Genomic DNA, 14086 nt, shown 5'->3' on the forward strand with positions numbered 1-14086 from the left:
AGAAGCCAAACATAAGCTTTAGCGCTAAGCCATTACTTCCTTTTACGCTTGGTTCTTGTTCCTAGAATACGCTTTTTGTCTCTTTGCTTCTTAGATTTACCAGAATTACGGCGAGTGTCTTTAGGCTCTTTGGTTAAATCAGGTTCATAGCCTGGCAGCCATTGCGGCGCAAATCGCTCATCTAAGAAAATTTCTATTTCTTCTAGTAGCCACTGTTCATCAATACTCACAAGCGAAATGGCTTGGCCGTTTTGTCCAGCACGACCACTACGGCCGATACGGTGCACATAGTCTTCAGCAACATAGGGTAACTCAGCATTGAAGACATAGTTTAGCGAGTCAATGTCAATGCCACGAGCTGCTACATCCGTTGCGACCAAGACGCGAATTTCACCTGATTTGAATTGAGATAGCGCTTTGTCACGCGCGCCTTGAGACTTATCACCGTGGATCGCTGCGGTTTTAAGGCCATCCTTATTCAATTCTTTTGCGTAGCTATCAGCACTATTTTTTGTGCGAGTAAACACCAGTACCTGATGCCAATTATTTTTGCCAATCAAGTGGGCGATCAATTCACGTTTGCGATCTTCGTCTACCGAATAGAAAGTTTGCGTAACTGTGCTTGCGGTGCTGTTCTGGGATTCAACTCCTACTCGCTTAGGGTCGTTCAACCAAGGCTTTACTTGGGATAACACAGCATCGTCAACCGTAGCTGAAAATAGCAATGTTTGACGCTTAAGCGGCATAGTGCGCATGATCCGCTTAATTTCCCCCATAAACCCCATATCTAACATGCGATCTGCTTCATCGAAGACCAAGTGTTGAATATTTTTGAGTGTTAATGTGCCTTTGATTAGGTGGTCAAGTAAACGCCCAGGTGTCGCAACTACTACGTCTACACCCGCTCTTAAGCGCTTTTCTTGCGGGCCAATATTTGCACCGCCATATAAGCACACGACATTTAAACTGGTGTTCACCACTAACTTTTCAGTGTGCTCTGCAACCTGCTGTGCCAGCTCACGAGTCGGCGTTAATATCAATGCCTTAACCGATTTCTCACCTTGCTCACCGCCTATCAGCATGGAGTGCAAAATCGGCAGCATGAAGGCGGCAGTCTTACCGGTTCCAGTTTGGGCACTTGCAATTAAATCACAACCACTGAGCAGAAGTGGAATACTCTTTTCTTGAATTGGTGTGGGTGACTCAAACCCAAGCTCAGTAATTGCGCTTAGTAGTTCAGGGTGAAGTTGTAACTCGCTAAATGTCATTGGAGATCAGTGTCTATTACCAAAATTGTGCAGATTATAGCAAAGGATTGTAAGGAAAAAACTGGGAGATAGTTTTATTAAGCTAAATAAGTAAAGGTAATTAACTGATACTATTTTAAGAATCTAATTAAAGCAAACAACTCATTATTAGATAAAAAAGAACAAAACTATTTATAGCTCAGACTTGACAAACATCCAAATTGAAACAAAATTGTAAACCAGGTTAACCAAAGGTTCTCCTGCTTAAATATTACGATTATTAATTTAAAAAAGGATTTAATATGAAATATCTGTTTTCAACTGTCATTATGGCAGCATTTTTGTTCTCTAGTTTTACCTTTGCTATGAATGATAATACTACAATTTATCTCACTGAAAACGGGATTAAAGGAGTTATCCAGGCTCAACATAGCGTTAAAACAGAGTCGTTTGATCAGAAAGGCATGCATTCTCCAATCGAGTTTTCAGTATCCAATGACTTGCTTGATACTATTTCCGCATCTATCAAATATCAGGGCAATCACTATGCTTTGTTACTCAATCAAGTTAAAAAACAAGTTAAGATAACTGGTACTGATATCAATAATAAACCTCTTATTAATACCCCAGCACTTCGTGCCGACATAAAGAATATGCTACACGACGTAGAGCTTAATAGTGGTTTGATTATGAAAAGCCAATCAACTCTAGATAAGGAGTCGAAACTTGCACTCTTAAAATTCTTCGAATTTTTATCTACCTATCCATTAGGTGAAGCAATTGATCAGCAAATAGAGAGCAAAATCAGTGCACAAGATTGGACTGATCTCTGTGCGTATATGGGTAAATCAAAGACTGCTGTTTGGGATATTACCAACTCGTCTGTAAAGACAAGAAATTATATCGTTGGTGGTCATGGCTTTTGTGCAGCTAGATGTGGTGCGGGTTGTCCAATGTTTGGTGATGGTCAATATACCCAAGATTGCTTGAATCACGATGCCTGTGCCGATGTTGAAGGTGAGCAACTAGGTGTATGTGGTGACGAATGGACTTCAGCCTCAGACGACTTTTGGTTTTCTCCTGACTGTACAACTCCACCACCCTCATTACGTTAAAATAATAATTTTTGGCTGGTATGCTGTTTTGCAAGCGAGATCACTACATCCATATAGGCATTGAGCATGACTAAGTGAAATCGGTATTATCAGCCTAGGTTAATCTATCGGGGCACAATCACCTGAAATGACTAATAAGGAAATGTTCATGTCACGACAAAGATTGAAGCTATTAACGATAGGTCTTTGCTTAATAGCCTTTACACCTTTGCTTGGTTTACTTCTTGCGGAGCTTATCGCTGAAATTCTTCACTGCCATGTTGCAGAAAGTGCTAGCTCAGATTGTATTGTCGCCGGCTATGATTTTGGTATGCCACTAGCAATTTTATACACAGGTGGTTGGGTAAGTATGATTACGGTCCCTGTTGCGGGCTTGGCAGCTTTAGTTTGTTACATCAAATACCGTGATGCAAAACTAAATAACAACCAATAAAAAAGGGGCTTAACGCCCCTTCTATTCACATCAACTTGATTAAATTGCTGCGTTTCTGAATTCTCTAACAAATTGCTTAACAGGCATATCGTTACAACGTAAGTTGCGAACCTGTTGGTTATTCAAACGTAGGTGATTAACGCCGTGACGTACTGCATCTAAGCATAACTCAGTTGCTGTATCTGACTTTTCAGCAATTAGCTCCACTTTCTTTTCTTGCTTTTGCGAGCGCTTCGCTGCTTTTGCAAACTCACGAATATCTTCACCATTACAGTGGATGCTTGGTGAGAAGCGAGAAATAAATAGGCCTAGTGATGCAGCTTCTTTACGTGCTGCACTGAAACCTTGCTCTGCTGCAACAGCACATACTTTTGTCGCTGGTGATGCGTCAGCTTGAGTGAACTCAACCTGTGAAGCGAAAGCTGTTGTAGAAACCAAAGAAACAAGACCAAAGAAAGAGAGAGATTTAAGCATAATATACCCCAATTGAACGATTCGGCGCGGATTATAATTACAACGACGAATAAGTAAACAGCTAAATCATGCAATTTTGGTTATTTAATGATCTATTTACACTAAGCTAAAATCCTCTTTATCCTCTCGCTAAACTTGTGCAAAATTTAACAACTGCCAACATGCTTGTCAGCTGACTAAATAAGTAATTTCACCCAAGCGCTGACCCTCTCGTTTTTAAGTGATAAACTTTGCCAAATAACAGCAAGAATCTAAAGAGAGCGCTATGAAAATTGTTTCGTTTAATATAAACGGCCTCAGAGCTAGACTACATCAATTACAGGCATTGATTGAAAAACACCAACCTGATGTCATTGGACTGCAAGAAATTAAAGTCCATGACGAAGCTTTTCCTATCGACGATGTAGAAGCACTTGGCTACCATGTTTACTTCCATGGTCAAAAGGCGCATTACGGTGTGGCACTACTCTCCAAGAAACCTGCAAAAGCTATCCAAAAAGGCTTCGCTACGGATACTGATGAATCACAACGTCGCATGATCAGCGGTACGTTTGAAAGTGATTCAGGTAACGAAGTTACCGTTATGAATGGTTACTTCCCTCAAGGTGATAACATCAGCCATGAAACAAAATTTCCGTATAAAAGACAATTTTATGCAGATCTCATGACCCACTTAAATGATTTTGCCGATCCTCAATCTAACCTTGTAGTCATGGGCGATATTAATATTTCTCCATTGGATGCGGATATTGGTATTGGTGAGCAAAACCGCAAGCGTTGGTTAAAGACGGGTAAGTGCTCGTTCCAACCAGAAGAGCGCGAGTGGTTAAAAACACTGCTAGATTGGGGCTTTAAAGATACATTTAGAGTGCTGACACCTGATGCAACCGAAAAGTATTCGTGGTTTGACTACCGCTCAAAAGGGTTTGATGATAACCGAGGTCTGCGCATAGATGTGGTTTTAGCAACCGCTCCATTAACTGCGAAATGTATTGAAAGTGACATAGATTACGAATTGAGAGGAATTGATAAGCCCTCTGATCACGCACCAATTTGGGCAACTTTCGACATTTAATCATCTGCTTTTTCCGCCGAGACTGTAAATACAGTGCTCGGCATAGAGCAAAATCACCAATTTTAAAAACTGGATAGAAACGTGACGTTTATCGCTGCCCTTGGGTTATTTTTACTCAGTTTTCATCGCAAAGAATACCTGCAATTACTACAAGTACCAGCCAGACAAACCGGCGTATTAAGTTGTGCGGTTATCCTCACGTTACTGTGGCAAATAAAAGCAGGCATTTTACCTGAGCTGAACATTCATATTCTTGGAATAACAGCAGTAACGTTAATTTTAGGTTGGCGACTGGGTGCGTTGAGTGCAACTTTGGCCTGCCTCGTCCATAGTTACTTTAGTGCTTTTACCTTGGTGGAGTTTGGTAATTTTTGGCTGTTTACTGCACTGATACCTGTCTACTTAAGCTATGGACTTTTTGCCCTTTGCTATCATCATTTACCGCGGCACTTTTTCGTTTATATTTTTGTTTGTGCATTTATTTTCGCAGGTACGGTGGGCTGTTTAAAGATACTTCTAAGCGCATTCTATTATTATGCAATCGATGCCTATACTTGGTATCAGTTGGCAGACAATTATCTCCATTTTGCCGTCATAATGTGGTTCCCTGAAGCCATGTTAAACGGCATGGCCATCACCTTACTCATTACATATCGCCCACATTGGGTAAAAACTTTTTTTGATAGGGAATACTTAGACAAATGATCTCCCACTACCGCTGTCCACTGTGTAAACTGCCTTTATATCAAGGTGGTGCAAGCTACAGCTGCAATAATAATCATCAATTTGATATTGCCAAAGAAGGCTATGTCAACTTACTACCCGTGCAAAATAAGAAATCAAAACAGCCGGGCGACAACCAAGAAATGGTTGCGGCGCGTCGGGCATTCTTCGAAACCGATCATTATCATTTTCTACGTGATAGGCTTGCACAAATCGTCTCTGAAAAAGCGCCGGCTACCCTGCTGGACTTAGGGTGTGGTGAAGGCTTTTACACCCATGAAATCGCAAATCGCTGCGAGAATGCCAAAGTCTACGGGGTCGATATCGCAAAACCTGCTGTCCGCTATGCCGCTAAACGCTATCCTCAAGTAGAATTTAGCGTAGCCTCCATCAAAGAGGCTCCTTTTGAAAATGAATTTGCAGATGTGATTGTGAGCATTTTTGCGCCAGTGTTCGCCGAAGAACTCGCCCGTCTATGCAAACCATCAGGCAGTTTGTATGTCGTCTCACCCGGCGAGCACCATCTATTCGAACTCAAGTCTCTGATTTATGACAATGTAAAGCTACACAAGGCACCAGAAACACCACAAGGGTTCGAGTTGGTTGAACGGACTAAATTACAACAAACACACAGAATGGAATTTGAGTGTGTTGAACACTTAATCATGATGACGCCATTTGCATGGAAATTTAAGCAACAACACGTGGACAGATTACAAAAGATGGACCATATCGAAATCACGCTCTCGTTTTTGATAAACCAATATCAGCGCATGTAACCCTACATCAGCTCACCCATTATGAGCAAATCGCTGCCTACTTGCTTGGTAGGCAGGCAAACAGAAACTACAGATTTTCTTGCGTAAACGCTTTGTCCATTTTATCGAACATATCTTTTAGCAATCGCGCTAAGTCTCTATATCTAGGCTTTCTTGAGGACAGGGGTGCATCGTAGCCATTGGCAACCATCTTTTGATGCAGTTCTGTATACCAAGAATACAAAGCCGGATTTAACGGCGTTTCAGCTCTTTTACCAAGCCATAATAACCCTTGGACAGGAAGCGATAAAAAGAATAAAGCAATCGCAATGGCTTGCGGCAGATATTGAAAACCCAATTGGCTGGTCTGCAAAAACAGAGTAAACACCGCCAGCATAGGCATTGTATTTAAAGCAAGTTCTGTCGCCTTGATCACCCTAAATTCGGGGAACAACGGTGCTAACTCCTTGCGCATAGGCCACTCTTTCGAGTATTGACGTCCAAGTTGCACTTGCGAAATAAGACTTTTTTGCATCATAACTCCTAGGTGCTAACTTTTATATAAAAAATGAGGTAAAATCGACGTCTTTACTGTCAACTATACCTTAGTCTAAATGCGTAGCTTATATGCGCTATAGCTTTAAGCTTAATACGCAATAACTGTTATTGTCAAAACGGAAAGTCATTATGTCATCTCAGCATGTTTTGGTTCTTAATTGTGGAAGCTCCAGTCTTAAGTTTGCAATCATCGATAACGCAACGGGAGAGGAGATATTATCAGGTCTGGCTGAACGCCTAGCTGAACAATCACCACAAATTAAATATAAGTTCCAAGGCAACAAGGAAATCGTGCCCCTCAATAGTGGTGATGCGCACCAAGTTGCGATCACAACGCTTGTAAAACTCATCAAAGATCTCGCGTTAGACGCAAATCTTGTCGCTGTCGGCCACCGCGTGGTACACGGCGGTGAGCGCTTTACACAATCTGTCATTATCGATGACTCCGTTATAAATGCTATCCAAGAAACGGCTAGTCTGGCACCTTTACATAATCCAGCTAACCTACTAGGGATCCGCGCAGCTCAAGCCGCATTTGCGCATCTACCGCAAATTGCTGTCTTTGATACGGCTTTCCATCAAAGTATGGATCAAACAGCGTACCTTTATGCTCTACCCTATTCACTATATCGTGAGCATGGTGTTAGACGTTACGGTTTCCACGGCACCAGCCATGCTTATGTATCGGCGCAGGCCATCGAGATTTTAGGCTTAAAAGATAAGCCATCTCGTATTATTACCGCACACTTAGGCAATGGTTGTTCCGTTACCGCAATTAAAGACGGTAAATCGGTGGACACCAGCATGGGCTTAACTCCATTAGAGGGTCTAGTGATGGGCACCCGAAGTGGTGATATTGATCCGGGCTTATTCTCGTTTTTAGTTAATCACCTTAACTATTCAACACAGCAAATTGACACCTTGTTGAATAAACAAAGTGGCCTTTTAGGGATTAGTGAGCTTTCTAACGATTGCCGTACTATCGAAGAAGCAGCGCAGGAAAACCACCCTCAAGCAACACTGGCGCTGGATATTTTCTGTTATCGTTTAGCCAAACAAATTGCTAGCTTCTTGGTACCACTAAACGGTTTAGATGCACTTGTATTTACCGGTGGAATTGGCGAAAACTCTGATGTTATCCGTGAAAAAGTAGTGAACCAGCTTAACTTCCTTGGCATGCATATCAATAAAGCGCGTAACCTCAACGCACGCTTTGGTAATCAAGGTGTGATCACTGATGAGTCTCACTCTCCTGTCGCTATAGTCATCCCAACCAACGAAGAGTGGGTGATTGCCAACGACGCAGCTACGCTTGCTGAAGGAGTGTAATGATGGGTCGTCGTATTATGCTTATTCCCATTTCTACGGGCGTTGGTTTGACGTCGGTGTCTGTAGGAATCGTCCGAGCACTGGAACAAAAAGCGGTAAAAGTAAACTTCTTTAAGCCAATTGCACAACCTCGCAAAGATGAAGTCGGCCCTGAAAAGTCAACACTCATCGTTCAGCAAGGTTCTACTATTGCCCCACCCACGCCGTTTGGGCTGAGCTACGCTGAGCAAATGATAGGTGATGGTAAAGGCGATGATTTGTTGGAAGAAATTGTGGAGCGCTTTGAAGGCACAGTACAAGACGATGAAGTTGCCATCATTGAAGGAATGGTTCCTACCCGTCGTCAACCTTACGCTGGCCGTGTAAACCGCGAGATTGCGCAAACACTAGGTGCAGATATCGTGTTTGTCTTAACGCCGGGTAATGACTCTATCGACGAGCTTGAAGACCGCTTAGAGATTGCTGCTGGCAATTATGGCGGTGTAAACCACCCTCGCGTATTGGGGTGTATTTTCAATAAAGTGAATGCACCGCTGGATGAAGATGGCAGAGCGCGCGCCGATCTGGTTGATCAATACAAACCAGAAGAACTTGAAAACGAGATGAATCGTTTGGCATCGCTACCTATTTTCAGAAAACACCCATTTCAACTTTTAGGTGCCATACCATGGGACTTTGACTTAGTAGCGCCGCGAGTTATCGACTTAAGCAATTATTTAAAAGCCGAAATCATCAATGCGGGTGATATGGAGCACCGTCGTCTGCGCCGTGTTACTTTTTGTGCAAGAACGGTATCGAACATTCTTAACCACTTTACGCCAGGTGCCCTGTTAGTTACTCCTGGCGATCGTTCAGATATCTTAGTCGCTGCGTGTTTATCGGCCATGAATGGCACCAAGATTGGCGCTATCTTGTTAACTGGTGGATTCAAACCAGAAGAGAAGATCATGACCTTATGTGAGCAAGCGATGGATACAGGTCTACCTATCCTTGCTACTGAGGCTGATACTTGGCGCACTTCTTTGCTATTACACAATTTCAATATGGAAGTACCCAGCGATGACGAGCAGCGCATCGAGCGCGTAAAGCAGCACAACGCCCGTCACATCGATAGCGAGTGGCTGGAAAGTTTGGCCAAAGGGGTCGCAAAAACCCGCAAACTCTCCCCTCCTGCGTTTCGTTACCTGCTGACTGATTTAGCTAGACGTGCAAGCAAAACCATTGTGCTGCCTGAAGGTAATGAGCCGAGAACAATTAAAGCGGCTGCTATCTGTGGTGCGCGAAATATCGCTAAAACCGTACTGCTTGGAGATAGAGAAGAGATTGAACGTATCGCACAGCAACAAGGTGTTGAGCTTAATGAAAACGTGACTATCTTATCTCCTGAAGAAGAGCTGAAAAAGTACATTGCGCCTATGGTTGAGCTACGTAAAAACAAAGGCCTAACCGAGGTCGTTGCGGCAGAGCAACTGCAAGATAACGTCGTGCTCGGCACCATGATGTTAGCCGAAGGCCAAGTTGATGGCTTAGTATCTGGTGCGGTAAATACCACCGCCAATACTATTCGCCCACCCCTGCAGTTAATCAAAACGGCACCAGGCGCGTCGTTGGTAAGCTCAGTATTTTTCATGCTGCTACCGGACCAAGTGCTAGTATACGGTGACTGTGCAATTAACCCTGATCCAACGGCAGAACAGTTAGCCGATATTGCAATTCAATCTGCAGATTCCGCTGCAGCATTCGGCATTGAACCTCGCGTTGCCATGATCAGCTACAGCACAGGAACATCTGGACAAGGTGCAGATGTAGAAAAAGTGCGTGAAGCCACCGAGATCGCACAAAAGAAACGCCCTGATCTCGATATTGACGGGCCGCTGCAATATGATGCCGCCATTATGGAAAATGTCGCACGTAAAAAAGCGCCAAACAGCAAAGTCGCTGGTAAAGCAACGGTATTTGTCTTCCCAGATTTAAATACAGGTAACACCACATACAAGGCGGTGCAGCGAAGTGCTGAACTTGTTAGCATCGGACCTATGTTACAAGGTATGCGTAAGCCTGTTAACGACCTAAGCCGCGGGGCTTTGGTTGATGACATAGTATACACCATTGCCTTGACTGCTATTCAGGCAACACAAATCGAAGAATAATCTTTATACCAAGGGCTCAATGCATGAGCCCTTTTCTTTTTCATCTCACTAATCCTTTCTTTTGCCTAGAATTCAGGCGAACGCTCTGGTCTTTAAATTGACTTCGCTATACTATGAATTATACCAATTGGTATTTTTCCAAAAACAAGGGTTGGTAATGTCAAAGCAAACGCTGCAATTGCTCAAACAAGAATTTACGATACATAGCTTGGATTGCGATGACGCTGTTCCACAAGCAGTGTTAAACAGTGAAATCTTTTTTATTGCCAAAACTGAGGATGAACTCTCTATAGTTTGCGCGTCAGATATCGCAGTCAGTAGCCTCGCGGCTGAAAGTCATTGGAGAGCATTGGAAGTCGTGGGCCCGCTGGGGTTTTCGCTTACGGGAATTATGGCCAATATTTCTGGTGTGCTAGCAAAGTCCAACGTCTCTATTTTTACCTTATCAACGTACGATACCGATTACATTCTGGTAAAAGAAAGCCAAATCCAGCAAGCGATGCAAGCACTTAAAAAAGATGGATATTTATTACTTTGATTGAACTCTCACCACCAATCCAATATCGGCCAATATCCCAAATCGCAAACCCTATTGCCCATATTCCAAGTCCCTTTTCTGGTAAAGTCTTACCGCTAAGTGCGCACCCAAACGCGGCGATTGCGTCAGGTATGTTAGGGATTGGTGTTTGTGTACAAATGCGCGTGCCTTTGCTGCTATCTCCTTGTAACGGAAAACTAATCCAGATCAGAAAAAATAACTGCGAATACATTTTACACGCCAATAACGGCTTAAAAATGTTACTGAGCTTAGAAATCGGCAATGAGTTTGCCAAACCCGAATATCTCAAAGCAAACAGCTTTGGCAAAACCACGGTAAAGCTTGGAGAGCCGCTATGCTTTTTTGATATTCCACTCAGTGAAGCAAAAACCATGGCCGCCATTGTGCTACTCAATGCACAAAAGCTTGGTGCGTGTTATTATCCTTTAAAACAAGTATCTGCGGCCAAAGAGCCGATAATCACAATTGCAAGGGCGTGTGCTTTATGACAATCACAATGTATGGGATCAGCAACTGCGATACCATTAAAAAAGCCAAAAAATATCTTCAAGACAACAATATCGAATTCACCTTTCACGACTACCGCAAAGATGGATTAGACGAAGCTCTACTCACCGCTTTTATTGACCAACTTGGCTGGGAAAACGTGTTAAACAAACGCGGGACCACATACCGAGCTCTTAGTGAAGAACAAAAACAAAATCTCGATGCGCAGTCAGCGAAACAACACCTTTTGGCGACACCAGCCATGATAAAACGTCCTATTTTGCAGTACCAAGGTCAATATCACTTGGGTTTTAAAGCTGCACAGTATGATGAGATTTTTGCCTAATGAGCGAAGTAGTTAAGCTCGCTCAAGCTCTGATCCAAAGGGCTTCTGTTACACCTGATGATGCTGGTTGCCAACAATTAATAAATGAACGCTTGGCAAAGCTTGGCTTTACCATCGAAGAACACTTCTTTGTTGATACGCTCAACACGTGGGCACGAAAAGGCGACAGCGGACCACATTTTTGCTTTGCTGGACACACAGATGTAGTACCGGTTGGTGACGAGAGTCAATGGCAGCACCCGCCATTTGCTGCAGTGATTGAAAATGACATGTTACATGGCCGCGGAGCTGCTGACATGAAAGGTTCACTTGCAGCTATGGTCGTGGCAACGGAAAGGTTTATCGAAAAACACCCCAACCACAAAGGGTCATTGTCTTTTTTGATAACCTCTGATGAGGAAGGTCCTTTCGTGAACGGCACAACTCGAGTTGTAGATTTATTAGAAGCCCGAAACGAAAAAATTGATATGTGCTTGGTTGGTGAACCTTCATCACGTCATGAGCTTGGCGACGTAGTAAAAAATGGTCGTCGCGGTTCACTCACCGGACACCTAAAAGTGATTGGAAAACAAGGTCACGTAGCCTACCCTCATCTCGCTAAAAACCCCATTCACTTGTCTGCGGCGGCGATTGCTGAACTCAGTCAAACCGAGTGGGATCAAGGGAATGCATTTTTCCCCGCAACAAGCTTCCAAGTGTCCAATATCAATGGCGGAACTGGAGCTGGCAATGTGATACCGGGCTCTTTGCAAGTACAGTTTAACTTTCGCTTTAGCACTGAAGTTACAGCCGATGAGCTCAAACAACGTGTTATTGCAATTTTAGACAAGCATCAACTTGATTATGAGCTTAATTGGATACTGAATGGGCTACCGTTTTTAACAGAGCCAGGCCCATTGCTCGATGTGACGATTGCAGCCATCAAAGAAGTGACGGGAATGCAAACCACACCGGAAACTTCAGGTGGCACATCTGATGGCCGATTTATTGCCCAAACGGGATGTAAAGTAATTGAGCTTGGTCCAATTAATGCCACAATCCATCAAGTCGATGAATGCGTGAGTTGCAAAGACTTAGATCAATTGGCCTTAGTCTATGAAAAGATCTTGGAGAAGTTACTTGCCTAGCCGCTATATGCTTACAAGCGCTGAATGCAGCGCTTGTGGCGTTAATGAATCACATCTGGTTTTTTACCATGGCCGCCATGTGCATAGCGCAATCGTTTCCGATCTCAACGCCCTCTCACAAGCTGCAAAAAAGGCAGGTTTTGAATTCTACATGGCGTCCGCATATCGAGGGTTTGAAAGGCAAAAAGCGATTTGGAATAGCAAGTTTGCGATGCGCCGTCCTGTTTTTGATATCTCTAACCAAGAGGTAGAACTGAGCAACCTCTCAGACATCGACAAAGTAAAAGCAATTATGTTGTTCTCCGCCCTACCTAGTGCTAGCCGCCACCATTTGGGTACTGATCTGGATGTGTTCGCCAAAAACCTTGTACCGACAGGACAATCACTACAACTAGAACCATGGGAATACCAGCAAGATGGACATCAGCACGAATTTTCACTGTGGCTTGATGCGCATTTAGCAACTTTTGGTTTCTACCGGCCTTATGATTGCTATCGAGGGGGAGTTGCTGCGGAGCCTTGGCATATTAGCCACCAGCTAACGGCATCAAAACTTGCCACGTTGCAGTCCGTTGATGCGATTGATGCCGTGCTGAAACGCAGCGATATCAAAGGTAAAGGCGCAATATTGGCGAATCTCAGCGCACTACATCAGCAATTTATCACCAATGTAGCGCAGCCATAACGACTGATCCGAGCTTAAGTTACTTAGACTAGAAACGAAAGGTTATTTGTTTTTGTCGTGGATAGCGTCAAGCCTAGCCAGTAGACTTGAGGTATCAAAACGGTTGCCGCCAAGCGCTTGAACATCCGCATAATATTGATCCACTAAAGCTGTAAGCGCCAAATTTGCGCCGTTACTTCTTGACTCGTCTAGTGCAATGCCTAAATCTTTTCTCATCCAATCGACTGCAAAACCAAAGTCATATTCGCCTGCCAACATGGTTTTATAACGATTCTCCATTTGCCAAGAGCCAGCTGCACCCTTAGCAATCGTTTCAATTACCTTTTCACCATCAAGACCCGCCTTTTTAGCAAAGTGTAAGCCTTCTGCGAGCCCCTGTACCACACCTGCGATACAAATCTGATTGACCATTTTACAAAGCTGCCCAGCACCCACTTCTCCAATTAATTGGCTAAAGCGAGCAAACGCGGCCATGATTGGTTGTGCTTTTTCAAACGTACTTTCGCCTCCTCCAACCATCACCGTTAACACGCCATTTTCTGCACCAGCCTGACCACCAGATACAGGGGCATCTAAGAATTCAACTTGTAATTTTCTGGCTTCTTGCGCTATTTCACGGGCAACTTTTGCAGATGTTGTCGTATGGTCAACTATCACCGCTCCCGGCTTTACCCCCGCTAACACACCACTCTCGCCATATACGACTGAGCGTAAATCGTCATCATTGCCAACACACATAAACACAAAATCACAGTCAGTCGCTGCATCTTTAGGTGTAACTGCAAAGTTGCCAGCATACTCAGCGGCCCATTTTTCGGCTTTGCTGGTGGTACGATTGTATACCGTGACTTGGTAACCCGCCTTTTGCAAATGCCCAGCCATTGGATACCCCATGACGCCTAATCCTATAAATGCGACTTTCACTGACATATTTCTGTCCTATTTCGTTGTTATCTTAATAAGAATGGAGTTTTTATACCCGACCACCTCTGTCATAGCAAATGAAAAAACCGCTTTGATA

The 14086-nt window shown here is 43.6% G+C and carries 16 protein-coding genes; 12 read left to right on the forward strand and 4 right to left on the reverse strand.

The window, feature by feature from the left end; all coding sequences use genetic code 11:
• Positions 1 to 32: 32 nt before the first annotated feature.
• Positions 33 to 1268, reverse strand: a complete 1236-nt coding sequence (locus GSF13_RS16265; RefSeq protein WP_211866295.1) for a DEAD/DEAH box helicase — start codon at positions 1266 to 1268, stop codon at positions 33 to 35.
• A 281-nt stretch (positions 1269 to 1549) separates the two neighbouring features.
• Between GSF13_RS16265 and GSF13_RS16270 the strand changes: the two genes are divergently transcribed.
• Positions 1550 to 2362 carry a hypothetical protein gene (locus tag GSF13_RS16270; RefSeq protein ID WP_211866297.1) on the forward strand — a complete coding sequence of 271 codons (813 nt, stop codon included), beginning with the start codon at positions 1550 to 1552 and terminating at the stop codon, positions 2360 to 2362.
• 148 nt (positions 2363 to 2510) lie between these two features.
• The gene (locus tag GSF13_RS16275) at positions 2511 to 2795 is read left to right on the forward strand and encodes a hypothetical protein (protein WP_010605040.1); all 285 of its coding nucleotides are present in this window, start codon (positions 2511 to 2513) and stop codon (positions 2793 to 2795) included.
• 39 nt (positions 2796 to 2834) lie between these two features.
• Here the strand turns inward: GSF13_RS16275 and GSF13_RS16280 are convergent, their stop codons facing one another.
• Positions 2835 to 3269, reverse strand: a complete 435-nt coding sequence (locus tag GSF13_RS16280; protein WP_010605041.1) for a hypothetical protein — start codon at positions 3267 to 3269, stop codon at positions 2835 to 2837.
• 265 nt (positions 3270 to 3534) lie between these two features.
• On the opposite strand from GSF13_RS16280, the gene xthA reads away from it, so the two are divergent.
• From xthA to rlmA, 3 genes are all read left to right on the forward strand, one after another.
• Positions 3535 to 4344 (forward strand): exodeoxyribonuclease III, encoded by an 810-nt coding sequence (gene xthA / locus GSF13_RS16285; RefSeq protein ID WP_010605042.1) that lies wholly within the window; start codon positions 3535 to 3537, stop codon positions 4342 to 4344.
• An 81-nt stretch (positions 4345 to 4425) separates the two neighbouring features.
• Positions 4426 to 5049 carry an energy-coupling factor ABC transporter permease gene (locus GSF13_RS16290; RefSeq protein ID WP_010605043.1) on the forward strand — a complete coding sequence of 208 codons (624 nt, stop codon included), beginning with the start codon at positions 4426 to 4428 and terminating at the stop codon, positions 5047 to 5049.
• Positions 5046 to 5846, forward strand: coding sequence for a 23S rRNA (guanine(745)-N(1))-methyltransferase (gene rlmA / locus GSF13_RS16295; RefSeq protein ID WP_211866299.1), 801 nt, complete (start codon positions 5046 to 5048; stop codon positions 5844 to 5846). Before GSF13_RS16290 ends, rlmA begins: the two co-directional genes overlap by 4 nt.
• Before the next feature lie 67 nt (positions 5847 to 5913).
• On the opposite strand, the gene yfbV is transcribed toward rlmA, so the two are convergent.
• A complete protein-coding gene (yfbV, locus tag GSF13_RS16300) occupies positions 5914 to 6360 on the reverse strand; it encodes a terminus macrodomain insulation protein YfbV (RefSeq protein ID WP_010605045.1) in 447 nt (148 codons plus the stop codon).
• A gap of 152 nt (positions 6361 to 6512) precedes the next feature.
• Here yfbV and GSF13_RS16305 point away from each other — a divergent pair, with 152 nt between their 5' ends.
• From GSF13_RS16305 to GSF13_RS16335, 7 genes are all read left to right on the forward strand, one after another.
• The gene (locus GSF13_RS16305; protein ID WP_211866301.1) at positions 6513 to 7712 is read left to right on the forward strand and encodes an acetate kinase; all 1200 of its coding nucleotides are present in this window, start codon (positions 6513 to 6515) and stop codon (positions 7710 to 7712) included.
• Between the two features lie 2 nt (positions 7713 to 7714).
• Positions 7715 to 9862, forward strand: coding sequence for a phosphate acetyltransferase (pta, locus tag GSF13_RS16310; RefSeq protein ID WP_211869039.1), 2148 nt, complete (start codon positions 7715 to 7717; stop codon positions 9860 to 9862).
• Between the two features lie 157 nt (positions 9863 to 10019).
• Positions 10020 to 10400: an ACT domain-containing protein gene (locus tag GSF13_RS16315; RefSeq protein WP_010605048.1), complete on the forward strand. Its 381-nt coding sequence runs from the start codon at positions 10020 to 10022 to the stop codon at positions 10398 to 10400.
• Positions 10397 to 10909, forward strand: a complete 513-nt coding sequence (locus GSF13_RS16320; protein ID WP_010605049.1) for a PTS glucose transporter subunit IIA — start codon at positions 10397 to 10399, stop codon at positions 10907 to 10909. The genes GSF13_RS16315 and GSF13_RS16320 overlap by 4 nt, the downstream gene beginning before the upstream one ends.
• Positions 10906 to 11253 carry an ArsC family reductase gene (locus GSF13_RS16325; protein ID WP_010605050.1) on the forward strand — a complete coding sequence of 116 codons (348 nt, stop codon included), beginning with the start codon at positions 10906 to 10908 and terminating at the stop codon, positions 11251 to 11253. The genes GSF13_RS16320 and GSF13_RS16325 overlap by 4 nt, the downstream gene beginning before the upstream one ends.
• The gene (dapE, locus tag GSF13_RS16330; protein WP_206470967.1) at positions 11253 to 12380 is read left to right on the forward strand and encodes a succinyl-diaminopimelate desuccinylase; all 1128 of its coding nucleotides are present in this window, start codon (positions 11253 to 11255) and stop codon (positions 12378 to 12380) included. Before GSF13_RS16325 ends, dapE begins: the two co-directional genes overlap by 1 nt.
• Positions 12373 to 13065 carry a M15 family metallopeptidase gene (locus tag GSF13_RS16335; RefSeq protein WP_102056990.1) on the forward strand — a complete coding sequence of 231 codons (693 nt, stop codon included), beginning with the start codon at positions 12373 to 12375 and terminating at the stop codon, positions 13063 to 13065. The genes dapE and GSF13_RS16335 overlap by 8 nt, the downstream gene beginning before the upstream one ends.
• A 42-nt stretch (positions 13066 to 13107) precedes the next feature.
• Here GSF13_RS16335 and GSF13_RS16340 read toward each other — a convergent pair whose 3' ends face one another.
• The gene (locus GSF13_RS16340) at positions 13108 to 13995 is read right to left on the reverse strand and encodes an NAD(P)-dependent oxidoreductase (protein ID WP_029215781.1); all 888 of its coding nucleotides are present in this window, start codon (positions 13993 to 13995) and stop codon (positions 13108 to 13110) included.
• Positions 13996 to 14086 lie beyond the last annotated feature (91 nt).

The organism is Pseudoalteromonas sp. M8 (assembly GCF_018141365.1).
Classification (GTDB): domain Bacteria; phylum Pseudomonadota; class Gammaproteobacteria; order Enterobacterales; family Alteromonadaceae; genus Pseudoalteromonas.